Annotated in this window: 22 protein-coding genes and 1 pseudogene; 12 read left to right on the top strand and 11 right to left on the bottom strand. The window is 66.1% G+C overall.

The features are described from left to right. Together JMF86_RS27675 and JMF86_RS27670 are read left to right on the top strand one after the other, a co-directional pair. Window positions 1–882 (top strand): carbohydrate ABC transporter permease (locus JMF86_RS27675; protein ID WP_236593030.1); only part of this gene is annotated, 882 nt, incomplete at its 5' end. 21 nt (window positions 883–903) lie between these two features. Beyond that, complete coding sequence (locus tag JMF86_RS27670) at window positions 904–1,755, top strand: carbohydrate ABC transporter permease (protein ID WP_011548783.1); 852 nt, start codon at window positions 904–906, stop codon at window positions 1,753–1,755. A gap of 308 nt (window positions 1,756–2,063) precedes the next feature. On the opposite strand, the gene JMF86_RS27665 is transcribed toward JMF86_RS27670, so the two are convergent. The 4 genes from JMF86_RS27665 to JMF86_RS27650 all read right to left on the bottom strand — a co-directional run bounded on the left by JMF86_RS27665 (window position 2,064) and on the right by JMF86_RS27650 (window position 5,071). Beyond that, window positions 2,064–2,933 carry a hypothetical protein gene (locus JMF86_RS27665; RefSeq protein WP_011548782.1) on the bottom strand — a complete coding sequence of 290 codons (870 nt, stop codon included), beginning with the start codon at window positions 2,931–2,933 and terminating at the stop codon, window positions 2,064–2,066. 70 nt (window positions 2,934–3,003) lie between these two features. Then, window positions 3,004–3,870, bottom strand: coding sequence for a DMT family transporter (locus JMF86_RS27660; RefSeq protein ID WP_011548781.1), 867 nt, complete (start codon window positions 3,868–3,870; stop codon window positions 3,004–3,006). Between the two features lie 104 nt (window positions 3,871–3,974). Then, the gene (locus JMF86_RS27655) at window positions 3,975–4,334 is read right to left on the bottom strand and encodes a multidrug efflux SMR transporter (protein ID WP_011694904.1); all 360 of its coding nucleotides are present in this window, start codon (window positions 4,332–4,334) and stop codon (window positions 3,975–3,977) included. Window positions 4,335–4,672: 338 nt separating this feature from the next. Beyond that, window positions 4,673–5,071 carry a nuclear transport factor 2 family protein gene (locus tag JMF86_RS27650; protein WP_011548779.1) on the bottom strand — a complete coding sequence of 133 codons (399 nt, stop codon included), beginning with the start codon at window positions 5,069–5,071 and terminating at the stop codon, window positions 4,673–4,675. Window positions 5,072–5,153: 82 nt separating this feature from the next. Between JMF86_RS27650 and JMF86_RS27645 the strand changes: the two genes are divergently transcribed. After that, window positions 5,154–6,095: a LysR substrate-binding domain-containing protein gene (locus JMF86_RS27645; RefSeq protein ID WP_011548778.1), complete on the top strand. Its 942-nt coding sequence runs from the start codon at window positions 5,154–5,156 to the stop codon at window positions 6,093–6,095. A 38-nt stretch (window positions 6,096–6,133) separates the two neighbouring features. On the opposite strand, the gene JMF86_RS27640 is transcribed toward JMF86_RS27645, so the two are convergent. After that, window positions 6,134–6,517, bottom strand: a complete 384-nt coding sequence (locus JMF86_RS27640) for a hypothetical protein (RefSeq protein ID WP_011548777.1) — start codon at window positions 6,515–6,517, stop codon at window positions 6,134–6,136. Window positions 6,518–6,689: 172 nt separating this feature from the next. Then, complete coding sequence (locus JMF86_RS27635; RefSeq protein WP_041489654.1) at window positions 6,690–8,144, bottom strand: DEAD/DEAH box helicase; 1,455 nt, start codon at window positions 8,142–8,144, stop codon at window positions 6,690–6,692. A gap of 61 nt (window positions 8,145–8,205) precedes the next feature. Between JMF86_RS27635 and JMF86_RS27630 the strand changes: the two are divergent. The 6 genes and pseudogenes from JMF86_RS27630 to JMF86_RS27605 form a co-directional block, all read left to right on the top strand. After that, window positions 8,206–8,494: pseudogene (locus JMF86_RS27630) on the top strand (hypothetical protein); the annotation flags it as partial. A gap of 25 nt (window positions 8,495–8,519) precedes the next feature. Continuing rightward, window positions 8,520–8,924 carry a heme-binding protein gene (locus JMF86_RS27625; RefSeq protein WP_011548775.1) on the top strand — a complete coding sequence of 135 codons (405 nt, stop codon included), beginning with the start codon at window positions 8,520–8,522 and terminating at the stop codon, window positions 8,922–8,924. A gap of 39 nt (window positions 8,925–8,963) precedes the next feature. Then, window positions 8,964–11,138 (top strand): malate synthase G, encoded by a 2,175-nt coding sequence (locus JMF86_RS27620; protein ID WP_011694906.1) that lies wholly within the window; start codon window positions 8,964–8,966, stop codon window positions 11,136–11,138. Between the two features lie 558 nt (window positions 11,139–11,696). Further along, a complete protein-coding gene (locus JMF86_RS27615; RefSeq protein WP_011548773.1) occupies window positions 11,697–13,262 on the top strand; it encodes a sensor domain-containing diguanylate cyclase in 1,566 nt (521 codons plus the stop codon). 149 nt (window positions 13,263–13,411) lie between these two features. Then, window positions 13,412–14,794 carry a cache domain-containing protein gene (locus JMF86_RS27610; RefSeq protein ID WP_041489506.1) on the top strand — a complete coding sequence of 461 codons (1,383 nt, stop codon included), beginning with the start codon at window positions 13,412–13,414 and terminating at the stop codon, window positions 14,792–14,794. A gap of 31 nt (window positions 14,795–14,825) precedes the next feature. Further along, entirely contained in the window at window positions 14,826–15,470 is a 645-nt protein-coding gene (locus JMF86_RS27605; protein ID WP_011548771.1) for a response regulator transcription factor, read from the top strand. Between the two features lie 54 nt (window positions 15,471–15,524). Here JMF86_RS27605 and JMF86_RS27600 read toward each other — a convergent pair whose 3' ends face one another. Further along, window positions 15,525–17,045, bottom strand: coding sequence for an MFS transporter (locus JMF86_RS27600; RefSeq protein WP_011548770.1), 1,521 nt, complete (start codon window positions 17,043–17,045; stop codon window positions 15,525–15,527). 144 nt (window positions 17,046–17,189) lie between these two features. Here JMF86_RS27600 and JMF86_RS27595 point away from each other — a divergent pair, with 144 nt between their 5' ends. After that, window positions 17,190–17,828, top strand: coding sequence for a TetR/AcrR family transcriptional regulator (locus JMF86_RS27595; protein WP_011548769.1), 639 nt, complete (start codon window positions 17,190–17,192; stop codon window positions 17,826–17,828). Between the two features lie 80 nt (window positions 17,829–17,908). Here the strand turns inward: JMF86_RS27595 and JMF86_RS27590 are convergent, their stop codons facing one another. Next, on the bottom strand, window positions 17,909–18,505 hold the full coding sequence (locus JMF86_RS27590; protein ID WP_006480212.1) for a phospholipid-binding protein MlaC: 597 nt from the start codon (window positions 18,503–18,505) through the stop codon (window positions 17,909–17,911). A 326-nt stretch (window positions 18,506–18,831) separates the two neighbouring features. On the opposite strand from JMF86_RS27590, the gene JMF86_RS27585 reads away from it, so the two are divergent. Both JMF86_RS27585 and JMF86_RS27580 read left to right on the top strand, forming a co-directional pair. After that, window positions 18,832–21,465: an MMPL family transporter gene (locus tag JMF86_RS27585; RefSeq protein ID WP_011548768.1), complete on the top strand. Its 2,634-nt coding sequence runs from the start codon at window positions 18,832–18,834 to the stop codon at window positions 21,463–21,465. After that, window positions 21,458–22,501, top strand: coding sequence for a VacJ family lipoprotein (locus JMF86_RS27580; RefSeq protein WP_011548767.1), 1,044 nt, complete (start codon window positions 21,458–21,460; stop codon window positions 22,499–22,501). The genes JMF86_RS27585 and JMF86_RS27580 overlap by 8 nt, the downstream gene beginning before the upstream one ends. Before the next feature lie 129 nt (window positions 22,502–22,630). Here the strand turns inward: JMF86_RS27580 and JMF86_RS27575 are convergent, their stop codons facing one another. The 3 genes from JMF86_RS27575 to JMF86_RS27565 form a co-directional block, all read right to left on the bottom strand. Further along, complete coding sequence (locus JMF86_RS27575; RefSeq protein WP_011548766.1) at window positions 22,631–23,338, bottom strand: phosphorylase; 708 nt, start codon at window positions 23,336–23,338, stop codon at window positions 22,631–22,633. A 3-nt stretch (window positions 23,339–23,341) separates the two neighbouring features. After that, window positions 23,342–25,315, bottom strand: a complete 1,974-nt coding sequence (gene shc / locus JMF86_RS27570; RefSeq protein WP_011548765.1) for a squalene--hopene cyclase — start codon at window positions 25,313–25,315, stop codon at window positions 23,342–23,344. Between the two features lie 12 nt (window positions 25,316–25,327). Beyond that, window positions 25,328–25,992, bottom strand: a 665-nt coding sequence (locus JMF86_RS27565; RefSeq protein ID WP_201317180.1) for an FAD-dependent oxidoreductase, incomplete at its 5' end; no start/stop codon positions are given.

The following is a 25,992-nucleotide window of genomic DNA, read 5'->3' as shown; positions in this document are numbered from 1 at the left end:
GCCAGCGCGCTGCCCGCGCGCCGCCCGTCGCCCGCCGTGCGGCGGCAACGGCGTGCCGCGTGGCTCTTTCTCGCGCCGGCCTGCGCGATGGTTGCCATTTATGTGATCTGGCCGATCCTGTCGACGTTGTCGCTGAGCCTGTACAACTGGGACGGAATGACCGAGCGCACCTTCGTCGGTCTCGCGAACTATGCGGAGCTGCTGCAGGCGCCGACGTTCTACACGGCGCTGCGCAACAACGTGATCTGGCTCGTGCTGTTCATGCTCGCGCCGCCGCTCGGCCTCGCGCTCGCGCTGTACCTGAACCAGGCGGTCGGCGGCATCCGGCTCGTGAAGTCGCTGTTCTTCGCGCCGTTCGTGCTGTCGGGCGTGGTCGTCGGGCTGATCTTCTCGTGGTTCTACGATCCGACCTTCGGGCTGCTCGCGCTCATCGCCGGGCACGGCATCCCGGTGCTCGGCGACGCGCGCTATGCGACCTTCGGCATCGTGTTCGCCGCGCTGTGGCCGCAGACGGCGTACTGCATGATCCTGTACCTGACCGGCCTCACGTCGGTCAACCCGGAACAGATCGAAGCCGCGCGGATGGAAGGCGCACGCGGCTTCGCGCTGCTGTGGCACGTCGTGCTGCCGCAACTGCGGCCGACCACCTTCATGGCGATCGTCGTCACCGTGATCGGCGCGCTGCGCAGCTTCGACCTGATCTCGGTGATGACGGGCGGCGGCCCGTTCGAAAGCTCGACCGTCCTCGCGTATTACATGTACGACCAGGCGATCAAGTACTACCGGCTCGGCTATTCCGCATCGATCGCGGTCGTGCTGTTCGCGATCATGCTCGTCTATATCGTGTTCCAGTTGCGCCGGATGCTGCGCAACGAACAGTGACCTTCCGGGAGCTCACTCATCATGTTTCCGACACCCGTTGCCCACTGGAAGCCGATATCGCGCCGGCTGTACAAGCTGTCGCTGCCCGTCGCGCTCGTGATCTGGCTGCTGCCGATGATCGCGGTGTTCGTCACGTCGGTGCGCTCGACGGAGGAACTCGTCGAAGGCCACTACTGGGGCTGGCCGCGGCATTTCTCGATGATCGAGAACTATCGCGACGCGCTGACGACGTCGCCGATGCTGCATTACTTCTGGAACAGCGTGCAGATCACGGTGCCGTCGGTCATCGGCTCGATCGCGCTCGCCGCGATGGCTGGCTTCGCGCTCGCGACCTACCGGTTTCGCGGCAATACCGCGCTGTTCGGCACGTTCGTCGCCGGCAACTTCGTGCCGGTGCAGGTGCTGATGATTCCGGTGCGCGACCTGTCGCTGCGGCTCGGCGTGTTCAACACCGTCGAAGCGCTGATCCTGTTCCACGTCGCGTTTCAGACGGGGTTCTGCACGCTGTTCCTGCGCAACTTCATCAAGCAGTTGCCGTTCGAGCTGATCGAGGCGGCACGCATCGAAGGCGCGGGCGAATGGACGGTGTTCTGGCGCATCGTGCTGCCGCTGATCCGGCCGGCGCTGGCCGCGCTCGCGATTCTCGTGTTCACGTTCGTGTGGAACGATTACTTCTGGGCGCTGTGTCTGACGCAAGGCGATGAGGCCGCGCCGATCACGGCGGGTGTCGTGGCGCTGAAGGGGCAATGGACGACGTCGTGGAATCTCGTATCCGCCGGGTCGATTCTCGCCGCGCTGCCGTCGGTCGCGATGTTCTTCGCGATGCAGAAGCATTTCGTCGCGGGGCTCACGTTCGGCGCGACGAAAGGCTGAACGCGCGCCGCTCGCGTTTCGAATCTCCCCCTCCGCATCGTGAGGTTGCCCGCTTCGGCGGGCTTTTTTCATGCTTTGCGGGGGTGCGTGCATGTCGGTCGGGGAGCCTGAGCTTCCTTTCGCGGAGTCGGAAAGCTGCCATTCAACGACTCAGGCACGGCGAGCGGTGCGTTCCCTCGCGGCCCTGAGGTGAATGTATGAAACTGGGGATGGACGGGAGCGGAATGCCATCCTCATTTTTTCAACAACAATCAATGAGGATGGTGAGTTGTCTGGCGCTCGACGTAGCTTTGCAGAACGGACAGGGCTTAAACCTGCTCGATGACGTAGGGTGCATGCCCGAATTCGAGATGACGCTCGTTCGCGAAGTCGTACATGCGGATATCGCGGCCCTGCTTGAAGCTCGGAATGATACTGCTCAATACGTTCACGTTGTAGACGATCGAGGCACGGGCGGTCGGCAGGGTAAGGTTCAGAACGGCGTGGAAAGTCGGTTGGATTTCTCCGTCAGAGAGCTCCGTTAATAGAGACCCTGAGATCGCGATGGCCTGGTCCTTCGCGACGTCGACGAGACACTCCTTGTCGCCCTGGAACAGGACGAGTCCCGGCGCATTCGGCTTGATAACCGTGATCAGGTGTCCGTCCTCGTGCTTTCCTTGCAGATAACGGCTGTTGCCGAGACGGAGGTCTTCGCGGTAGTGGTTGTATTGCAGATATGAGTCGTCGCGCGTCGGAATTTCGCGTGCGTAGCCGTAGCGCTTCCGGATTTCGTCGACCAACTTCTGCCCATAGCCGGCGACCTGCGCCTCGTAGCTCGCGATACGCGAGTAAAACTCGCTACGGCTGAACTCGTACTGCTGGTGCTCGTCCTTGAAGCGATGCCAGTAGTTGAAGATCTCGCACCGGTCACTATTTTCTTTTCCGATATGGGAGTATCCGACCGGAAAGTAGCCGTCGGTCCGGTCGACGAAGCAGAACTCCTGTTTGTCGCGGAAACCCACAGTCCCCGCCAACTGCTGAAGCGCATGGAAGTCATCCTGCATCCTTGGCCCGATCGAGATGATCGCAAATCCTTGGTCGACAATCTGGTTAGCCCACTCCTGCCAGGGCGCTGTGTTGTCGAGCCTTCGGTCGATCACGATAAGCTCACTGGACTCTTTCTGGACTTGATCGCGCATGAATTTCTCCACAAAAGAAAAGTTCTAAGGAACATGCACAAACACCGATTGCCTCTCCACAATCGGGATATCAATTCGTGACCACACGTAAGCGAGGGCGATACTCCGTGACGAACATCGCGGCGATGATGAGCGCTGCGCCGGCGAAATTCATGGAACTCAGGCGATCACCACCGAGGACGTAGCCGAAGAGCCCACCGAAAACGGGCTCCAGCACCAGGATCAGTGCGATTCGACCAGGTGCGGATTCGACCTGTGCCCGGGTCTGCACGAAATAGCCGATCGCGGTCCCCCCGATTCCGACGATGATCGCCGTCCAGACGGGCTGAGGTGAGTTAGGAACTGAAAACTCGTGGAATGCCAACGACCACAACAGCGACAGTACGCCTACGACCAATACCTGGATGAATGCAAGCAGTTCGACGTCGGCGCCCTTGCTTCGCTTCGATAGCACTACGATGTGCAGCGCCGTGAAAACAGCACACCCAAGAACAAGTGCATCACCGACGTGTATCGAAAGGTCCCGCATCGTCAACATGGCAAGACCAACAGCGGCGATCGCCGCGCCGATCACCTGTTGCCGGCTCGGCCGAATCTTGAGCATCCAGTAGCCAAATGCTGGAGCGAAGATGACCGCGAGCCCCGTAATGAAGCTCGCGTTGGATGCAGTCGTGTAAGCGATGCCGGCTGTCTGGAACGCGAATGCGATGAAAAGGACCACGCCGGGCAATATGGCACGCCGCCCTGCGCGCCATTCGACGTGTCGCCAGCGGCGCATCAACACGATGAACATCGCCGCTGCGCCGATCAGGAAGCGATATGCGTTAAACGTTGATGCACTGACGAACCCTAGAGATTGATGAATTGCGACAAATGACCAGCCCCAGAGTATGGTCACGCAAACAAGCGCGAATGCCCAAGTATTCTCAGACTTCATCTCATACCCCGGTATGAAAATTTATAAACGATTCACCATCGCGAATAAAATCAATACTTTCGCAACTTCGTTGAGTATCGGTTCAGACGAGGAGAGAGATATTGCTAGGTAGGGCCATCACTGAGATTCAGCAGGACGAGGCTACCTGCAGCCATCGCGAGGCCACAGAGCTTCGATACCGAAACAGATTCGCCGAAGAGCAATATTCCGAGTCCGGCGGTGATGGCGGTACTGGCGCCGGCCCACGCGGCGTAGGCCAGACCCACCTCGACGTTTAATGTCGTAATGGACATGAGCCAAACGGCGCCGGCGTAGCAAACGACGGTGAAGACTGAAGAAGGAAGGTGGGTGAATCCAGACGAGAATTTGAGCCCAATGGTACCGAATACTTCGGCAATCACACTCAGTCCAAGGACAAACCAGGCAAATCGACTCGAAGTCACAATGCACCTCACCGTCTGCATCGTTTATACCGAACGATGCAGGGGGAGGGGTGGATTCAGCGGTACCCGGTAGACGTCAGATTAATACAAGCCTGGACGGTCTACAAGAGGCGGTCAGCCGCCCGAATAAATTGATTGTTTCTATCGATAGCACCGGTATAGAAAAGGCGACCCATGATTGGAAATGGTTTTGAAACATTCGATAACCGGAAACCATCCTCTGATTTCGTGACAATCCCCTTTCAAGCGAAGGGAGATTTAGCGTGCGCCTTTACAACGGCCGCTGTCCGCCCCAGCCGGCCATCCGGTCTTCGACGCCGTCAACGACTGCGGCAGCCCGCCCCATCGCCGAGGGTCGGCTACGCGTACTTGTCGCCGACCGTACTGCGAATCGGATGGGTGTCGTAGACGATGATCATCCGTTCGATGAGCCCCGCGACGTCGAACTCGAACACGTCGACGCACTCGAAGCGCGCCACCGAACCGTCTTTCAAGGCCCAGTCGTAGATGAAGTAACCTGTCGCACGTGGGGCTCCGGCTGCGCTGACGCAGATGTCGATCGGTGTAATCCTGCTGTCTCCCGACGCGGCGGCGACCTTCGAAAAGAAGGGTTCGGGCTGCATCCAGCCGAGAAATGGCGAGAAAATCTGCGCGTCCAGTGTAAATAGCGCGCAGATCGCACCGACATCGCCTCGCTCCAGTTCTCGAAGGTAAGCGCGAACCTGTTGCGTATGGAGTGATTCCGACGTTGAGTCCAAAACTATCCTCCGATCATTCGTTGACGACCCCGTTCACTCGCAAGAACGGGGCATCCGGTACACGCACGATAGCGACGCCCCGATGACCGAACAATCGAAAAATTTGCAACCCGGGTATGCCGCGCATGCATACCCGCTGGCCGACCTGACGCGACCGCTCCCGCCGTTGGCGGCAATTCAGTCGTTCGTCGCCGCGGCACAGCTGGGCAGCGTCAGCAAGGCTGCGGATCACCTATGCCGCACGCAAGGTGCAGTCAGCCGCCAGATACAGCAGTTGGAAACGCATTACCGATGCGCGCTCTTCGTGCGCCATGTATCGGGCCTGACGTTGACGGCAGAAGGCAATGCACTGCTGACGGTCGCGGTCGACGTGCTCACGCAATTGGTCCGGCACGCGGACGTTCATGCACGGGCGACTTCGGTGCTCACGTTGAAGTTGCCGTCCACGTTCGCCGTTCGCTGGCTGCTCCCGCGGCTGCCGGACATTCATCGCGCGATGAGCGGCACGGAGCTTCGTATTTCGACCTCCGCGGACGATACGCCGGATTTCACGACGTCCGATGTCGATGCCATCGTCGTGCGCGGCACGGGACAGTGGACCGGCATGGACGCGATACCGCTGTTCTCCGAGAGGCTCACGCCGATGTGCGCGCCCGCACTGGCAACCTCACTGCGATCCGTTGCCGATCTCGCGCAGGTCGATTTGCTGCATCCCGGGCCGAGCCACGCAGAGTGGCGGTGCTGGCTTGATCATGTCGGGGCACGCCAGATCGACGCGGGACGCGGACTCGTATTCGATACCCTCGAATTGACGCTCGCGGCATCGACGGAAGGACACGGCATTGCCATCGGCGACCCGCGAATGGCGAGAGACCGGCTCCGTGCGGGATCGCTGGTGACACCGTTCGAGGATGTGGCTCAAGACGGCCTGTCCTACTTCCTCGTCTATCCGCCCCAACGTGCGGCACAACCGAAAATCCGGGCCCTCGCCGACGTCTTGCTGCGACTTGCGCGAGAAGATTGATTGATGGGCGGGAGTCGAGGCACCACGCTCACCCGTGGTCAGAGATCCCCGCGCACTTCACCGGTTCCCAGCGCGCTCCGCTGCCGGTTGACTTCCGCCCACAGCTCGTCGCTGTCGTCCTCGCGCAGCACGACCATGCAGTCCAGTTGATCGTCGGTCACGCCGAAGTATTCGAGGATTTCTTGGCGAACCGCATCGATGAACTGCGCGTATTCCGGCGTTGCCTGGGCCCGCGCGTGCAAGGCGTCGTATTCCGCATCGTCCGCGCCGCCGCCGTGCTCGTCGATATAGCGCGAGATCCACTGGTCTCGTTCGTGGTCGTAATCCGCCTCGGCGCGCATCGCTTGCACGGCCGTGTACAAATCCAGTTGGGCAAACGCGGCGATCGCCGCCGTTGTCGCCTCGTCGAATGTCGTCGTCATTCCCTCTCTCACTTCAGTCATCGCACATCGTTGGTCATGCCGGGAAGCCTTGTCGCGGGCGGTTCCAGGTCGCTCACGAGAAAACCGGCAGCGCTGTTCCGAACCGCTCGTATTCGTTCACCGTATCGGACGAATCAATCCTGTCAGACGTTTTGAACGGGAAGGGTTCGGGTTATCTGGACGGTTTGCCGGGCTTGCCCCGACCACCCGCCGATTTGCCGGCCGGCTTCCCCGCCCCCGCCTTGCCGGCCGGTTTGCTCCGCGGCTTCTGCACGCTGAACGGGCTCCCGATGGTGTAGTCCGTTCCCGTGCCGACGGCGGGCTTCGCATGCTGCGCCACGGGCTTGCGCTTGCCTTCGCCACCTTGCGTAGGCGGCTTCTTGCCCGGCTGCGCCTGCCTGCCGACCGGCGCAGCTTGCTGCACCTTCGGCTTCTTCGGCTTTTTCGGTTTCTTGATGATCTCGCCCGTCGCGCTGGTTTCCGGCACGCGGTGTTCGGCTTCGAAACCCGGCTCTTCTTCGCGCCGCAGCGTCTGCCGGATCAGCGCTTCGATCGCGGCCAGTTGCGGCGCTTCATCGGCGCACACGAGGGATACCGCCACGCCGCTCGCGCCCGCGCGGCCGGTCCGGCCAATACGGTGCACGTAGTCTTGCGCGACGATCGGCAGATCGACGTTGATCACGAGCGGCAGATCGTCGATATCCAGCCCGCGCGCCGCCACATCGGTGGCGACCAGCATCTGTACTTCACCCGTCTTGAAACGCTCCAGCGCGCGCAAACGCGCGGGTTGCGGCTTGTCGCCGTGGATCGTATCGACCGCATAGCCGGTCTTCTCCAGCATGAGCGCTAGATAGTCGACGCCGTTGCGGGTCTTGACGAACACCAGCGCGTGCTCCCACCTGTTCTGGGCCACCAGGTGCATGAAGAGGTCGGGCTTGTTCCGCTTGTCGACCGGCACGACCCACTGCTTGATCTTGCTGGCCGTCGCGTTGGGCGGGCTGACGCTGATATCGACCGGGCTGCGCAGAATACCGGCCGCCATCTTGCGGATTTCGTCGGAGAACGTGGCCGAGAACAGCAGCGTCTGGCGCTTGGCGGGCAACGCGGCAAAGACCGCGTCGAGTTCGCGCGCGAAGCCGAGATCGAGCATGCGGTCGGCTTCGTCGAGCACCAGCGTCTGCACCTGATCGAACTGCACCGCGTTCTGGCGATTGAGGTCGAGCAAGCGGCCCGGCGTGGCAACGAGCACGTCCACGCCCTTGCGCAGCTTCATCATCTGAGGATTGATGCTCACTCCGCCGTAGGCGGCCAGAAATCGCAGATCGAGACCTTTGCCGTACTCGACGAAGCTTTGCAGCACCTGTTCGGCCAGTTCGCGCGTGGGCACCAGCACCAGCACGCGCGCGCGGTTGCTGGATACCGCCGGGCCGTGTTGCACCAGCCGTTGCAGCAGCGGCAGCGCGAAACCGGCCGTCTTGCCGGTGCCGGTCTGCGCCGCGGCCATGACGTCCTTGCCGCCGAGCACCACAGGAATCGCCTTGGCCTGCACCGGCGTGGGTGTCTGGTAATTGAGGCCCTGCAGATTACGCAGTAACGGCTCGATCAGGCCAAGCGAGGCAAAAGACATGGACGTGTTCCGGGCTAAAACCGCAATTCTAGCGGTTACCGCGCCGGCCAAGCCCCGTCCCGCGTACATCCCTCGTTCGAGCCGCAACGTCGACGCGTGGTGGCCCGCGATCGCAGCCGGCGCGGAAGCGATCGTACTGACGCGAGCGGCTGCGGCGCGTTCATGAAGGAATACGGCGACCTGCTGCGCTCCGACCCCGTCTATGCGGACAAGGCGGGTCGCGTCACCACGCTCGCACGCAGCCGGAATCGATTGTCACCGCCGACGTTGGCTGCCAGACTCATCTGCACGACGCGGGCCGCACACCCGTGCGCCAATGGATCGAGCTCGTCGACAACCGGCTGGTCAACCGACCGCCGTTTCCGGAGGAACGCCATGCAAACGAAACCCGAACTCGAACTGGCCGACGCCGAGCGCATGCTCGCCACCGCCCGCGCGGAAGCGGAACGCCACGGCTGGGCCGTGTCGATCGCCGTCGTCGACGATGGCGGCCATCTGCTCGCCTTCGCGCGGCTGAACGGCGCCTCGCCGGCCAGCAGCACCATTGCGCAGGACAAGGCGCGCGCGGCGGCGCTCGGCCGTCGCGAGACGAAGGCGTATGAAGATATGATCAACGGTGGCCGCACCGCGTTTCTGAGCGCGCCGCTGTCGGGGTTGCTCGAAGGCGGCGTGCCGGTCACGGTCGGCGGCCAGATCGCAGGCGCGATCGGTGTGTCTGGCGTAAAGTCCGAACAGGACGCGCAGATCGCCCGCGCCGGTACACAGAGCGTCGCGGAATAACCAGCCAAACCGCGCGCATTTTCCCCGGGAGGATTCACGATGATCGACCAAGCAGGACTGCAAGTCGCGCCAGCGCTAAGCCAGTTCATTGAAAACGAAGCGCTGCCGGGCACCGGCATCGACAAGGCCGCGTTCTGGAGCGGTTTCTCGGCGCTGGTGCACGACCTCGCGCCGCGCAACCGCGAGCTGCTCGCCGAACGCGACCGCCTGCAGCAGGAACTCGACGCGTGGCATCGCGCGCACCCCGGCCCGGTACGCGACCATGCCGCGTATCGCGCGTTCCTCGAAAAAATCGGCTACCTCGTGCCGGTCCCGTCGAACGTCGCGGCAGCCACCGCGAACGTCGACAGCGAGATCGCCACGCAGGCCGGCCCGCAGCTCGTCGTGCCGCTGTCGAACGCACGCTATGCGCTGAACGCCGCGAACGCACGCTGGGGCAGCCTGTACGACGCGCTGTACGGCACCGACGCGCTGCCGGAAGACGGCGGCGCCGAACGCACCGCGGCCTACAACCCGACGCGCGGCCAGCGCGTGATCGACTACGCGCGCAATGTGCTCGACAACGCGGCGCCGCTCGCGAGCGGCTCGCACCGCGACGCGCTGCGCTACCGCGTGCAGGACGGCCAGCTCGCGGTCGAAACCGCGCAGGGCGTCGTGCACCTCGCGCAGCCGGCGCAGTTCGTCGGCTATCAAGGCGCGGCCGATGCGCCGTCCGCGATCCTGCTGAAGCACAACGGCCTGCACCTCGAGATCCAGATCGATGCGTCGACCCCGATCGGCCGCGCCGATCTCGCGAACGTGAAGGACGTCGTGCTCGAAGCCGCGGTCAGCACGATCATCGACTGCGAGGATTCGGTCGCGGCGGTCGACGCCGACGACAAGGTCCAGCTCTACCGCAACTGGCTCGGCCTGATGCAGGGCACGCTGGTCGAGGAAGTCGCGAAGGGCGGCAAGACCTTCACGCGCCGCCTGAACGCCGATCGCGAGTACACGACGCCGGCCGGCGGCACGCTGTCGCTGCACGGCCGCTCGCTGCTGTTCGTGCGCAACGTCGGCCACCTGATGACCAACGGCGCGGTGCTCGACCGCGACGGTAACGAAATTCCGGAAGGGATTCTCGATGGCGTCGTCACGACGCTGTGCGCGCTGCACGACCTGAAGGCCAAGCGCAACTCGCGCACGGGCTCGATCTACATCGTGAAGCCGAAGATGCACGGGCCGGTCGAAGTCGCGTTCGCCGACACGCTGTTCGCGCGCATCGAAGATCTGTACAACCTGCCGCGCAACACGCTGAAGATGGGCATCATGGACGAGGAGCGCCGCACCAGCGTGAACCTCGCCGCGTGTATCGCGGCAGCGGCCGCGCGCGTCGCGTTCATCAACACCGGCTTCCTCGACCGCACCGGCGACGAGATGCATACCGCGATGGAAGCGGGCCCGATGATCCGCAAGGGCGACATGAAGTCGTCGGCGTGGATCCAGTCGTACGAGCGCAACAACGTGCTCGCGGGCCTGTCGGCCGGCCTGCGCGGCCGCGCGCAGATCGGCAAGGGCATGTGGGCGATGCCGGACCTGATGCATGCGATGCTCGAGCAGAAGATCGCGCATCCGCGCGCCGGCGCGAACACCGCCTGGGTGCCGTCGCCGACCGCCGCGACGCTGCACGCGCTGCACTACCACCTCGTCGACGTGCAGGCCGTCCAGCAGGAACTCGAGAAGACACCGTACGCGAGCGAGCGCGACGCGCTGCTCGAAGGGCTGCTGACCGTGCCGGTCGTCGAGCGTGCCGCGTGGAGCGAGGCCGAGATCCTGAGCGAGGTCGAGAACAACGCGCAGGGCATCCTCGGCTACGTCGTGCGCTGGGTCGAACAGGGCGTCGGCTGCTCGAAGGTGCCGGACATCCACGACGTCGGCCTGATGGAAGATCGCGCGACGCTGCGCATTTCGAGCCAGCACATCGCGAACTGGCTGCGCCACGGCGTGATCACCGAGGCGTTCGTGCTCGACGTGTTCAAGCGGATGGCCCGCGTCGTCGACCAGCAGAACGCCGGCGATCCGAACTATCGCCCGATGGCGCCCGGCTACGACCAGTCGACCGCGTTCAAGGCCGCGTGCGCGCTCGCGCTGCAAGGCACGTCGCAGCCGAGCGGCTATACCGAGCCGCTGCTGCATCGGTTCCGGCTCGCGTTCAAGGCGCAGCAGCACGGCGCATAAACCTGCGCAGGCAGGCGCGTCCCGCATGCCGGAATGCCGGTTGTACACCGGCCTCGCGAAACGGGCAGCCTCACGGCTGCCCGTTTTTCATATTCGCGTTCACCCGATCGTTGAAACCGATAATCGGCGCCTATCGCCGGCTTTCGCGTGCGACGGTCCGCCGATCGTTAATTCGCCGTTTCCGCGGCCGTATGGCGCCCCGCCTTCCGCCGCGCCGCAAAGCCTTGCGGGGCAACGCTTCCCCCGATATTTGCAAGCCCGGGATTACACCATAATTTGACCCCGATCAACCCGACGCAACATTTTCCGCGCATGCAAACACGCGCGTTATACTCCGTGGAATTCGCATCGCGCGATTCATCGGATCGTCGAATTGCAGTAGACGTTTACCTATGAATATAGGGTTTATCCGGCCGCGATCGTCGATAATCGGTGCCCGTTTTCTCAGCTGAACGGAGGGCTGGTACGGGCAGGGCTGCGCACCGGATCGCCACCGGTAGTCATACGAACAATCGCATCGGCCCGCCGCCCGGCGACGATGCCCCCGATCCACGGACCATGGCCGAAACCGACTACGCAATGCCCAGCGAATCCGGCCTGACGAGCCGTGTCGCCGCTCATCTGCGCCGGTTCCTCCTGCCGCACCTGATCTTCTATACGGGGCTGCTGATCGCGCTGATCCTGCTGCTCCTGTGCGGGATCGTGCTGTACGAAGGCCGTATCGATGCGCGCGACCGCTCGCGCAGCATGCAGCAGAACCTCGCGCTGATGGCGTCGTGGGACATCGAACGCAACATCGAGATCTATTCGCTGTCGCTGCAGGCGGTGGTCGAAGGCGCGAACGACCCCGAAGTCACCAGGCTGCCGATGCCGCTGCGCCGCCAGGTGCTGTTCGACCGTGCGACGACGGCCAAGTACCTCGGCGGCATCTACGTGCTCGACGCGAAGGGCGACATCGCGGTCGACGGCAAGAGCGACGTGCCGCGCAAGGCCAACTTCGGCAACGAGCCGTACTTCACCGTGCACCGCGCCCGCCCCGACGTCGGCCTGTACGTCAGCGATCCGTATCATTCCCGGCTGCGCGGGGGCTCGCCGAGCATCGCGCTGAGCCGGCGGATCACGCGGCCCGACGGGTCGTTCGGCGGCGTCGCGGTGATGTCGATCCGGCTCGAATATTTTCAGAACCTGTTCTCGCGCCTGTCGCTCGGCGATCGCGGTTCGGTTGCGCTGATCAACACGGACGGCAAGATGGTCGCGCGCGAGCCGTACGACCCCAAGATCGTCGGCCGCGACATCAGCCGCGCGAGCACGTTCCGGCAATTCATGACCGCCAGCGAAGGCAGCTTCGCCGATACCGCATCGATCGACGGCGTGCGGCGCCTGTACGTGTTCCGGCACCTCGACGGCCTGCCGCTCATCGTCATGGTCGCGCGCTCGGAAGCGGACACCTACGCCGCGTGGTACGACCGTGCGATCCCGATCGGCTCCGCGATGGTCTTGCTCGCGATCGGCTTCGTCGGCCTGTCGCTGCTGCTCGACGTGCAGCTGCGCAAGCGCCACCGCGCGGAAACCGAGCTGCAGGCGCTCGCGCGCACCGACGGCCTGACGGGCCTCGACAACCGCCGGATGCTCGACGTCACGCTCGCGCGCGAATGGCGCCGCGCCGCACGTTCGCAACATGCGTTGTCGCTGCTGTTCATCGACGTCGATTACTTCAAGCACTACAACGACACGCAGGGCCACCAGGCCGGCGACGACGCACTCGCCGCGGTCGGCCACTGCATCGCCGGATGCCTGCGCCGGCCGGCCGACTATGCGGCGCGCTACGGTGGCGAGGAATTCGTCGTGGTGCTGCCGGACATCGACACGGACGGCGCGGTGACGATCGCCGAAACGATCCGCACGGGCATCCTCGATCTCGGCATCCGGCACGACGCCGGCACGGTCGGCCGGCTGACGGTGAGCATCGGCGTGACGACCAGCTATCCCGAGCGCGACGACAACATCCAGGCCGCGCTGAAGCTGGCCGACGAGGCGTTGTACCGGGCGAAGGAAGGCGGGCGCAACCGCATCGTCGTACAGGCAGCCACGTCGCCGGACGATCTCGAGTCGCGGCAGGCCTGAGCGTACGGACAGCGGCGGGGCCGCCGCCGTCCGCGTGCAAAATCACCGACAATATCGGCTCGATACGCCACCGCGCCGCCGCGCGGCCGATGCGCGCGGCCAGCCGGCGCCTGACCGGCCGCACCCGTTCGCGGCCGCTTCGCACCACCATGAGACTCAAGGCAAAGATCTTCCTTCTGGCCATCGTGCCGTTCCTGCTCGCGATCGCCGGCATCGGCTTCGGCGTGCGCCAGCAGGCGACGTCGCTCGCGCGCACCCAGCACGCGACGATCCAGGCCGCGTACCTGTCGAGCAAGGAAGTCGAGCTGAAACACTACGTCGAGCTCGCGACGAGCGCGATCATGCCGCTCTACGACGCGAGCGGCCGCAATGCGCGCGACGATGCGCTGCTGCGCACCCAGGCGCTCGCGATGCTGCAGAAGATGGATTTCGGCCCCGACGGCTATTTCTTCGTGTACGACCTGCACGGCAATTCGCTGATGCATCCGCGCGAGCCCGAGCGCGTCGGCCACAACTTCTGGTCGATGCGCGACCCGCAGGGCGCGCTAACGATCCAGAAGCTGATCGGCGCGGCATCGCACGGCGGCGGCTACGTGCGCTACGCCTGGCAGCGGCCGTCGACGGGCCGCGTCGCGCCGAAGCTCGGCTATGTCGTCGCGCTCGAGCGCTGGGGCTGGATGGTCGGCACCGGCATCTATCTCGACGACGTCGATACCGCACTGCAGCGCATCGACGCGCGCGCGTCCGCGAACATCGAACGCACGATGAGCTGGCTCACCGCGATCGCGCTCACCGGCGCGGCGGCGATCGCCGTGTGTGCGTTGGTGCTGAACGTCAGCGAGTCGCGCAGCGCCGATGCGAAGCTCAAGCTGCTCGCGCAGCGCGTCGTCGAATCGCAGGAGCAGGAGCGCGCGCGGCTGTCGCGCGAACTGCACGACGGGATCAGCCAGATGATGGTGTCCGCGAAGCTGATGCTCGAATCGGCGCTCGCACGCTTCGAGCGCGGCACGTCGCGCGTGCCCGAAGCCGAGCAGGCGCTCGCGTCGGGCGTCGGGCGGCTCGGCGACACGCTGCGCGAGGTCCGGCGCATCTCGCATGCGCTGCGGCCGTCGATGCTCGACGATCTCGGCCTCGCGGCCGCGCTCGAGCAACTCGTGCGCGAACTCGGCGCCGAAAGCGGCATCGACATCGGCTATACGCAGGTCGCGCACAGCGGCACGCAGCCGCTGCCCGAAGCCGTCAACACCGCGCTGTTCCGGATTGCACAGGAAGCGCTCAGCAACATCGTGCATCATGCGCGGGCGTCGCGCGCGGCCGTCACGCTCGACGTCGGCGCGCACACCGTCACGCTGACGATCGCCGACAACGGCTGCGGCTTCGACGCCGAACGCTCGCAGGCCGACGTGCGCCACGGCATCGGCCTGCGCAACATGCGCGAACGCCTCGACGCACTCGGCGGCACGCTGACGATCACGTCGCAGGTCGGCCACACGATCGTCGCCGCGAGCGTGCCGCTGCCCGGCGCGGCGTGACGACGCGCCCCATCACAGGAGACTTTCACGCATGAGCGCCCCCGATACCGCCCGGCCCGCTGCCCGACTGCTGCTCGTCGACGATCACCCGCTCGTGCGCGACGGCTTGCGGATGCGGCTGGAAGCGGCCGACCTGTCGGTGGTCGGCGAGGCCGGCAACGCGGACGAGGCGCTCGCGCTCGCCGAGTCGCTCGAACCCGATCTCGCGCTGATGGACGTCGGCATGAACGGAATGAACGGCATCACGCTCGCGGGCGTGTTTCATGAGCGGTTTCCGGGCATCCGCGTGCTGATGCTGTCGATGCACGACAACATCGAATACGTGACGCAGGCGGTGCGCGCCGGCGCGAGCGGCTACCTGCTGAAGGATTCGCCCGCAAGCGAGATCGTCCGCGCGATCGGCGCGGTGCTGGCCGGGCAGACGTTCTTCAGCGAAGGGCTGGCCGCGCGGATGATCCAGGCCAGCGCGACCGCATCGCCGCTGGACCGCTTGACGCCGCGCGAGCGCGACATCCTCGACGCGCTGGCCGAAGGGCTGTCGAGCAAGCAGATCGCGCAACAGACGGGGCTGTCGGTGCGCACGGTCGAGACGCATCGGCTCAACCTGAAGCGCAAGCTGGAGATCGAAGGGCAGGCCGAGCTGATCAAGTTCGCGGTCGAGCATCGGCGGCGGTAGGCGCGCCTGCCGCACCGATTCGCAACGAAAAAGGCGATCGGCCGAAACGCCGCCTCATTCCGGTTCCGGCTGCGAAGGCGTCACGCACGATACGGCCGTTCGCGGCTCCTTTTCACGCCGCATCGTCAACATCACCACGACCGCCATACTGAGGATCCCGGAACACAGGATCGCGATCGAAAACCCGTGCGTCATCGCATCCCGATACGCGCCGAGCATGTCAGGTCGCCCAGCCACGAACACGTGCTCCATCACTGCCTGCCGCGCGAGCGTATCCGCTTGCGCACTGCCCGCCACGTGCATCGCCACCGTCATCCGGTGCAACGCGCCCACGCTCATCATGCTGCCGAGCACCGCGATGCCCAGGCTCATCCCGGTCTGGCGCAACGCGTTCATCGTCGCCGACGCCATGCCCGCGCGCTCCGCCGGCGCCAGCTCCATCACGGTCATGCCGGTCGCCGGCACCGCGAGCCCCATGCCGACGCCGAGCAGCGCCAGCACCACGCCGAGCGCCGCATAGGGGGTTGCCGCACCGAAGCCGGCCATCACCGCGAGCATCGCGCCGATCAACCCGTACCCGGCCACCATCAGCGCGCGCAACGGGATACGCGCCGCGATGCGCCCGAACAGCATCGACGTGATCGCCGTCATCACAAACTGCGGCATCAGTTGCCACCCGGCTGCGGCGGGCGCACGGCCCTGCGCCTGCTGCAGGAACAACGACAGGAAGAACAGGCTGCTGTACCCCGAGAACCCGAGCACGAACGACGCGAGATTCGCGCGCACCAGCCGCCGGTCGCGAAACAGCCACACCGGCAACAGCGGCCGCGCGACACGCGTTTCGACACGGACGAATACGACGAACGCCACCGCCGCGCCCGCCAGCGGCGCCAGCACCTTCACGTGCGAGGTGCCGGCTTCGCCGATGCCGATCAGCCCGTAGGTCAGCAGGCCGAGCCACGCCACGCTCAGCACCTGCCCGAACGGATCGAACGCCGCATGCTCCGGATGCCGCCGCTCCGGAATGCCCCAGGCGCCGAGCAGCACGGCAACGATACCGATCGGCACGTTGACGAGAAAGATGTCCTGCCATCCGCCATGCTCGACGAGCAGGCCGCCCAGCAGCGGCCCGACGATCAGCGCGAGCGCGCTGAACGCCGACCACCCGCCGATCACGCGGGCGCGTTCGCGCGCGTCGGGAAACGCATGGGTGAGGATCGGCATCGCACCGGGAATCAGCAACGCGCCGGCGAGCCCCTGGATCGCGCGGCCAGCCAGCAGCGGCTCGATCCGGCCCGCACACGCGCAGACGATCGACCCGGCCGTGAACAGGATCACGCTGGCGAGCCACACGCGCTTGTGACCATAGCGGTCACCGAGCGGGCCGGCCGACAGCATGAATGCGGACAGCGCGAGCGCGTACGCGTTGACGACCCACTGCAGGCCGCCGATATCGGTATCGAGCGCCGTCTGCAGCGTCGGTAACGCAACGTTGACGATGCTGATGTCCAGCGTGGCGAGAAAGGTGCCCAGACACGCGGCCAGAACGAGTGCGGCACGACGGTAACGAGACATGGCGGTCGGCCCGCGGCGGGCCTGTCAATGAGAATGCTTCTCATCTTATATATCGACTGACCGTCGGTCAATTAACTACGTTGGCCGTAAACGAGGTGCTGGCCTAAACTGCGGGCTTTGCATGAACGGGCGTCGAGCCGCGCGATGACGGACAGGACCAAGACAGGGATCAGGACAGGGAAAGACGACGGGGCGGCGGGCAAGCCGCGCACGAAGCCGGCGGAAGTCCGCCTCGAAGAGCTGATGGCCGCGGCCGAGACGCTGTTCCTCGCGCAGGGCGTCGAGGCGACGACCATCAGCGAGATCGTCGAGCACGCGCAGGTCGCGAAGGGCACGTTCTATCACTACTTCGAATCGAAGGCCGACATGCTCGCGGCGCTCGCGCAGCGCTACACGGCATCCTTCCTCGACCAGTTGCAGCACGCGGTGAACGGGTGCGACGCCGACGACTGGCTCGCGCGCCTGCGTGCGTGGATCCGCGCCAGCATCGAAATCTACGCGGCGACTTATCGCACGCACGACATCGTCTACACGAACCATCATCACCACGATCGCGAGAATGCCGACAAGAACGCGATCCTCGAGCAGCTCGGTGCGATTCTCGACGGTGGCGTCCGGGCCGGCGCCTGGCGGCTCGCGCACCCGCCAGTCACCGCGCTGCTGATCTACGCCGGCGTGCACGGCGCGACCGACCACATCATCGCGTCGCCGGAAACGGATCGCGCCGCGTTCGTCGATGCGGTGGTCGACGATTGCCTGCGGATGCTCGGTGTCGGCACATAGCGGCAATCCACTCGCCGCCATGAAAAAAGGGCGCCCGAGGGCGCCCTTCCTGCATTCGGACCACGGCCTTGCAACAGCCGTCAGTTCGTCCGCGAATTGTGTTTCTGCAGATACGCGATCAGGCCGTCGATCCCGCCCGTCGCGAGCTGGCTCTTGAATTGACCCTGATAGACCTGGATCAGCCACGCACCCGACATGTCGATGTCGTAGATCTTCCAGTCGTTGCCGACCTTGCCGAGACGATAGCCGACCGACTGGCTGTCGCCCGGCGTCGTCACCGTCGATTGCACGAGCGCGTCCGCGCCCGACGCGCCGCCCGGCTTGAACGAGAACTTCGCGTCCTGGTTGCCGAGCTGCGCGAGCGACGCGGCGTAGGTGCGCGTCATCAGCAAGCGGAACTGCTTGTACAGTTCCTGCTGCTGTTGCGGCGTGGCCTGCTTCCACGCGTCGCCGACCGCGATGCGGGTCGTGCGCTCGAAGTTGGTCACGGGCAGGAAGCGCTGCTCGACGACCTGCGTGATCTTCGCCATGTCGCCGCCGCGCGCGGCCGGATCGGCCTTCATCGCATTGACGGTACCCTCGACCGCCGTGCGGACGACATCGACCGGCGCGCTCTGCGCGAAAGCGGAAACCGACACGGCGGCCGCCGCGACGAAAGCAAACAGATGACGTTTCATACGAATTTCGCACTCGATGGGAAAAAACGGCCGGCTCTTTGCATCGGCCGGTGGAGCAAAGTATACCGGGCCTGACGCCCCGTTGCCGCGCGGTGACCGACTGTTACCTTTCAGCGCCGTTTGTCACAGGCCCTTGGCGGCGTGTCGACGCATCGCCGTGGCGATTATGTAAATATCCCCATACAAATGGGCCGGCTGCGCGATCCGATTGCCACGCCGGTAGCAAATATCCTTCCCGCCCCGATTCTCTGCAACGTCACGACCGTCGCCGCGCCGCGCCGGTATACTTGGCTACTTTGCCCTAGCCAGCCGCTCCCCACCGCCACATGGTGACATCTCTCATCGTCCGACTCGTTGCGTGGTCGGTGCGCCGCCCCGTCTGGGTCGTCGTCCTGTCGCTCGTCATCGCCGCCTTCAGCGGCGTCTACGTCGCGCAGCATTTCAAGATCAACACCGACATCAGCAAGCTCGTCGATGCGGAGCCGCAATGGGCCGCACTGAGCAAGGCGGTCGACAACGCGTTCCCGCAACGCAACGGCACGATCCTCGCCGTCGTCGAGGCACCCGCGCCCGAATTCGCGACTGCCGCCGCGCATGCACTCACCGAAGCGCTGCGCAAGGACGCCGATGCCGGCCGTATCGGCCCGGTCGCCGAACCGGGCGGCGGGCCGTTCTTCGAGCACAACGGGCTGCTGTTCCTGTCGCCGCAGGAGGTCTCCGATACGACCGCGCAGCTCGCGAGCGCCCGCCCGCTCGTCAACGAACTCGCGAAGAACCCGAGCCTCACCGGGCTCGCCACCACGCTGTCCACCACGCTCGGCCAGCCGCTGCTGACCGGCCAGGTGAAGCTGCCCGCGATGGCGAAGCTGCTCGCGCGCAGCGCCGCGACGGTCGACGACGTGCTGGCCGGCAAGCCGGCCGCGTTCTCGTGGCGCGCGCTGGTCGACAACGACGCGGCGCGGCAGCCCGCGCGCGCGTTCGTCACCGTTCAGCCGGTGGTCAACTACGGCGCGCTGAAGGCCGGCGCGGCAACGAGCCAGGTGATCCGCGACGCGGCCCGGTCGCTCGAGCTCGACAAGCGCTACGGCGCGGCCGTGCGCCTGACCGGCGAACAACCGCTCGCCGACGACGAATTCGCGTCGGTCGAAGACGGCGCCGCACTCAACGGCGTACTCACGCTGCTCGCCGTGCTCGTGATCCTGTGGCTCGCGCTGCGCTCGAAGCGGATGATCGGCTCGGTGCTCGTCACGCTGTTCGTCGGCCTCGTCGTGACGGCCGCGCTCGGCCTCGCGATGGTCGGCTCGCTGAACATGATCTCGGTCGCGTTCATGGTGCTGTTCGTCGGCCTCGGCGTCGATTTCTCGATCCAGTACGGCGTGAAGTATCGCGAGGAACGCTTCCGCGACGAGCGCATCGATCACGCACTGATCGGCGCCGCGCATTCGATGGGCATGCCGCTCGCGCTGGCCACGGCGGCCGTCGCGGCGAGCTTCTTCTCGTTCATCCCGACCGCGTATCGCGGCGTGTCCGAGCTCGGTCTGATCGCGGGCGTCGGGATGTTCGTCGCGCTGCTGACCACGCTCACGCTGCTGCCGGCGCTGCTGCGCCTGTTCGCGCCGCCGGGCGAATCGAAGACGCCGGGTTTCCCGTGGCTCGCGCCCGTCGACGATTACCTCGATCGCCATCGCAAGCCGATCCTGATCGGCACGCTCGCGGTCGTGATCGGCGCGCTGCCGCTGCTCGCGTTCCTGCATTTCGACTTCAACCCGCTGCACCTGAAGGACCCGAACAGCGAATCGATGGCGACGCTGCTCGCGCTGAAGGATTCGCCGGAAGCCGCCGTCAACGACGTCACGCTGCTCGCGCCGTCGCTCGCGCAGGCCGATGCGGTCGCGAAGCGCCTCGACGCGCTGCCCGAAGTCGGCCGCACGACCACGCTGTCGACCTTCATCCCGGCCGACCAGCCGGCCAAGCGCGCGGCGATCGCCGCGGCCGCGAGCGAACTGCTGCCCGCGCTGACACAGCCGGCCGCGCCGCCCGCGACCGACGCGCAACGCGTGGCCGCGCTCAAGCGCGTGTCGGATCTGCTGAGCTATGCAGCCGAAGATCACCCGGGCCCGGGCGCAGCGGCCGCGCAGCACCTGTCCGCGTCGCTCGCGAAGCTTGCCGCCGCCGACAGCGCGACGCGCGACCGTGCCGAGCGCGCATTCTCCGATACGCTGCGCATCGCGCTCAACCAGCTCGCCGCGCTGCTGCAGCCGCAAGACATCACGCGCGAATCGCTGCCGCCGCAGATCGTGCGCGACTGGGTCGCGCCGGACGGCCACGCGCTCGTGCAGATCTCGCCGAAGGTGCCGAAGGGCGTCGATCCGAACGACGACACGATGCTGCGCCGTTTCGCCAAGGCCGTGAAGGCCGCGGAACCGGGTACGACCGGCGGGCCGATCTCGATCCTGCATTCGGCCGACACGATCATCAACGCGTTCCTGCACGCGGCGATGTGGTCGATCATCTCGATCACGGTCCTGCTGTGGGTCACGTTGCGCCGCTTCGGCGACGTGCTGCGCACGCTCGTGCCGCTGCTCGTGTCGGGCATCGTGACGCTCGAGATGTGCGTCGTGCTCGGCATGTCGCTGAACTTCGCGAACATCATCGCGCTGCCGCTGATGCTCGGCGTCGGCGTCGCGTTCAAGGTGTATTTCGTGATGGCGTGGCGCGCGGGGCAGACGGGCCTGCTGCATTCGAGCCTCACGCACGCCGTGCTGTTCAGCGCCGCGACGACGGCAACCGCCTTCGGCAGCCTGTGGCTGTCGCACCATCCGGGCACGTCGAGCATGGGCAAGCTGCTCGCGCTGGCCCTGACCTGTACGCTGATCGGCGCCGTGGTGTTCCAGCCCGTCCTGATGGGCAAACCGCGCGTCAAGCGCGCCAAGAACCAATCGCAAGGAATCAATGAATAAGGTGCGAATCATTGCGGCGACCGTCGCCGCCAGCGCGGTGCTGACCGGCTGCGCGACGGGACCGAACCGCAACCCCAACGACCCGCTCGAGCCGATGAACCGGGCGATGTACAAGTTCAACGACACGGTCGACACGAACATCGCCCAGCCGATCGCGAAGGGCTACCAGAAAGTCACGCCGACGCCGGTGCGCACCGCGATCAGCAACTTCTTCTCGAACCTCGGCGATCTCGGCAACATGGCCAACAACCTGCTGCAGTTGCGCATCACCGATGCGACGCAGGATTTGATGCGCGTGGCGATGAACTCGCTGTTCGGCGTCGCCGGCCTGATCGACATCGCGACGCCGGCCGGGCTGCCGAAGCATCACCAGGATTTCGGGCTGACGATGGCGCGCTGGGGCATGCCGTCCGGCCCGTACCTCGTGCTGCCCGTGTTCGGGCCGAGCACGATCCGCGATGGCGTCGGCCGCGCGGTGGACGTGCGCTTCAACCTGCTGAACTACATCGAGCCGGCCGCGCGCAATCCGATGTACATCGCGCAGTTCATCAGCGCGCGTTCCGACCTGCTCGGCGCGACCGACCTGCTGAAGCAGGCCGCGCTCGATCCGTATTCGTTCGTGCGCGACGCGTACCTGCAGCAGCGCAAGTCGCTCACGTATCACGGCCAGTCGGCGTCGGCCGCGGCGCCGAACTACGCGGAGCCGGGTGAAGCCGGTGCAGTGCCGGCGGCCACGCCGACCATGCCGGGCGGCTTGCCGAACTATGAGGACCCGGGCGATGCGGGCGGCACACCCGGCGGCGCATCGGGCGCGGCGCCGAACAATGCACCGGCCGCGCCGGGATTGCCGCAGTACGACGATCCGGGCGCGGATAGCGCGATGCCGGCGAGTGCGCCTGCCGCGACACCGGTCGCTGCGTCGGCTGCTGCACCCGCAGCTGCGTCGGCGGGAGCGACGACAGCGCCGGCTGCCAACGGCGCGCCGATCGCGCCGGCGATGCCGACGCTGCCCGCGAGCAGTCCCGCCGCGCAGTAACGCCGCGCAGTAACGCCGCAACGGCGTCCGCGCAAAAACAAAGAGCGCTGCATGATGCAGCGCTCTTTGTTTTTGCGCGCGAAACGGCAGACCGAAAAGCGGGAAAGAAGGGTAGCGGCGTGTGTCTGCTCAGACGATCCGCATCGCCCCCGCACGCCCAAACGCATGCCGCGCCTGAATCAGCGTCGTGCGCGCTGCGCGCGCATCGCTGGCAACTTGCAGCAGCGGCCCGAGCTGCGACGGCTGCTTCAGCAGTTCGCGCAGGATCGGCAGGATCGCCGTGCTGCCGTCGTCGCGCAGGCCGGCCGTCGCTGCGCTCGGCAGCGTGCGCCACGCCGGATCGACGATCGCGCGGCACACCGCGAACGGCACGCCGCGTGCAGCCGCGAAGGCCGCCGCGATATGCGACTCCATGTCGACGGCCAGCGCGCCCTTCGCGTGATGCAGCGCCGCCTTGTCCTGTTCGCTGACGACCGGCGCGCCGACGGCCGCGATCGTGCCGCGCGTGACGCGCGCCCACACCGGCGTGTCGTGCAGCGCGGCGACGAGCCGCGTGCTCCAGCCCGCGTCGGTCTCCACGCGACCGAACGGCCCGTCGATCGCGTTCGCGATCACGAGCGCACCGGGCGCGAGATCCGGTGCGAGCCCGCCCGCCGTGCCGAAGCTGACGATGCCCGCGCAACCGCGCGAAGTCGCTTCGGTCAGCGCCCGCTCGAGCCGGTCGGCCCGCGCGGCGAACACGGCCTCGACGCCTTCACCGCGCGCGATGCGCGCCTCGAACGCCATCCCGGTCACCGCGATGATGGGCAATACGCCGTCGTGCTGCGTCGTCGCCACGCGTTACATCCCGACCGTCACGCGCGTCGCGTTCGCGCGCTTCAGGTTGCGGTAGCGCGCCAGCGCCCACAGCGGGAAGAACTTGCGATAACCGTGGTAGCGCAGGTAGAACACGCGCGGGAAGCCCGTTGCCGTGAAGCGCGTCTCGTCCCACAGCCCTTCTTCGTTCTGCTGAGCGACGAGGTAGTCGACGCCGCGCGCCACGGCCGGGTTGTTCACTTCGCCGGCCGCCATCAGGCCGAGCAGCGCCCAGGCCGTCTGCGACGCCGTGCTCGGCGCCTGCTCGTAACCGCGGTAGTTCAGCTTGTAGCTGTCGCCGTCCTCGCCCCAGCCGCCGTCCTTGTTCTGGATCGACAGCAGCCACTGCGCGGCGCGCTTCATGCGCGGGTCGTCCGGCGTCAGGCCGGCCGCATTCAGCGAGCACAGCGCCGTCCACGTGCCGTACACGTAGTTCATCCCCCAACGGCCGTACCAGCTGCCGTCCGGCTCCTGTTCCTTCAGCATGTAGTCGAGCGCGCGGCGGGCCGGCTCGCTGTTCAGCGGCGTCTCGCCGAGCTGCGACAGCATCGACAGGCAGCGGCCCGACACGTCGGCCGTCGGCGGATCGAGCAGCGCGCCGTGATCGGAGAACGGGATGTTGTTCAGGTAGTACTGCGTGTTTTCCGGTTCGAACGCGCCCCAGCCGCCGTCGCTGCTCTGCATGCCGACGACCCATTCGCGCGCCCGCGCCATCGATTCGCGATACGTGTCCGATTGCTTGAGCTTTTGCGCGCGATCCATCGCCATCACGACCACGGCCGTATCGTCGACGTCAGGGTAGTGCGCGTTCGCGTACTGGAACGCCCAGCCGCCGGGCCGCACGTTCGGGCGGCGCGAGATCCAGTCGCCGCGCACGTCGAGGATCTGCAGCGGGCGCAGCCATTCGAGGCCGCGCAGCACGGCTTCCTCGGCACGCGCATCGCCGGTCTCGAGCAGCGCATGCGCGACGAGCGACGTATCCCACACGGGCGACAGGCACGGCTGGCAATACGCCTCGTCGTCGTGCACGACGAGCAGCTTCTCGAGCGCCTTGCGCGCGATCGCACGGTTCGGATGATCTTCCGCATAGCCGAGCACGTCGTACATCATCACCGCGTTGGCCATCGCCGGATAGATCGCGCCGAGGCCGTCCTCGCCGTTCAGGCGCTCGTCGACGAACGACACGGCCTGACGGATCGCGCGTTCGCGCGTATAGCTCGGGAACAGGCCGTCGACCGCGCGCAGCGCATGGTCGACCACGCGGAAAAACGCGAACCAGCCCGCGCTCTGATGGCCCTGGCGCGGCAGCAGCCCGGCGTTGACGGGCGGATCGATGAACAGCTCGTCGATGCGCACGCCGCGCGGGTTCTTCGCGAGCGGACGCTTCGCGTTCAGCACGAGCAGCGGCACGATCACGGTGCGCGCCCAGTACGACACCTTCGACAGGTGGAACGGGAACCACTGCGGCAGCAGCATGATCTCGACCGGCATCATCGGCACCGCGCGCCACGGAATCGCACCGTACAGCGCGAGCTGGATGCGCGTGAACACGTTCGACATCTCGGCGCCGCCCATCGCATGGATGGCACGGCGCGCGCGCTGCATGTGCTCGGCGTTCTCGTCGTCGCCGATCACCTTCAGCGCGAAATACGCCTTCACGCTCGCGCTGATGTTCGGCGCGCCGTCGGTGAACAGCGGCCAGCCGCCGTCGGCCTGCTGGATGCGGCGCAGATACTTGCCGATCTTCTGTTCGAGCTCGAGGTTCGGCGTCTCGCCAAGATAGTGGACGAGCAGCACGTATTCGGCGGGAATCGTCGAATCCGCCTCGAGTTCGTAGACCCAGTGGCCATCCGCTTGCTGCGCGGCGAGCAGCGCGTCGGTCGCACGCGCGACAGCCGCGTCGACGCCGGCCGGCACGGCGCCGGCGGACAAGGTAGCCATTTCGGTGAGATCGTTCATCGGTCCCTCTCTTTATTGCGTCTGGAGCACGTCCGCGGCCAGCTGGCCGGAACGGATCGCGCCCTCGATCGTGGCGGGCAAGCCGGTGGCAATCCAGTCGCCCGCGAGTACAAGATTGGTCCAGCGCGTACGCACGGCCGGACGTTTCATTTCCTGCGACGGCACCGCCGCAAAGCCCGCGCGCGGCTCGACGACGAGCTGCCACGCGGGAATGGTTTCCGGGTTCGCGCCGCTCACGCGCGCGACGTCTTCCCAGATGCGCCGCGCGAGCGTGTCGCGCGGCATGTCGAGCCAGCGACCCGCATCGCGGATCGTCGCCGCGAGCAGCCCGTCGCCGGTCCGCACTGCGTCGACGACGCCGTTGACGACGGTCGTCTGCAGCGGATTGCCGGTCGACGCGTCGACCGCGAAATACGCGGTCACGACCGCGCTGAACGTGTCGGGCGCCGCGAGTTCGGGCACGAGCGGCTGCGCGACCTCGGGCGGCACGGCCAGCACGACCGCGTCGCCCGGCGCGAGATCAATGCGCTCGCCGCCGATCGACACCGCATCGACCGCATTACCGTGCGCGCCGAATTCGAACGCGTCGAGCCGCGAATTCAGGCGGATCTGCGCGCCGCCGTACTGCAGCATCCGCAGCGCCGGTTCGACGAACGCGCTGCCGAGCCCGCGACGCG

It is taken from the genome of Burkholderia sp. E168m15 (genome assembly GCF_016586105.1).
Taxonomy (GTDB): domain Bacteria; phylum Pseudomonadota; class Gammaproteobacteria; order Burkholderiales; family Burkholderiaceae; genus Burkholderia; species Burkholderia orbicola.
Note: the sequence above shows the minus strand (reverse complement) of the source record. Positions and strands in the feature narration are given on the sequence as shown.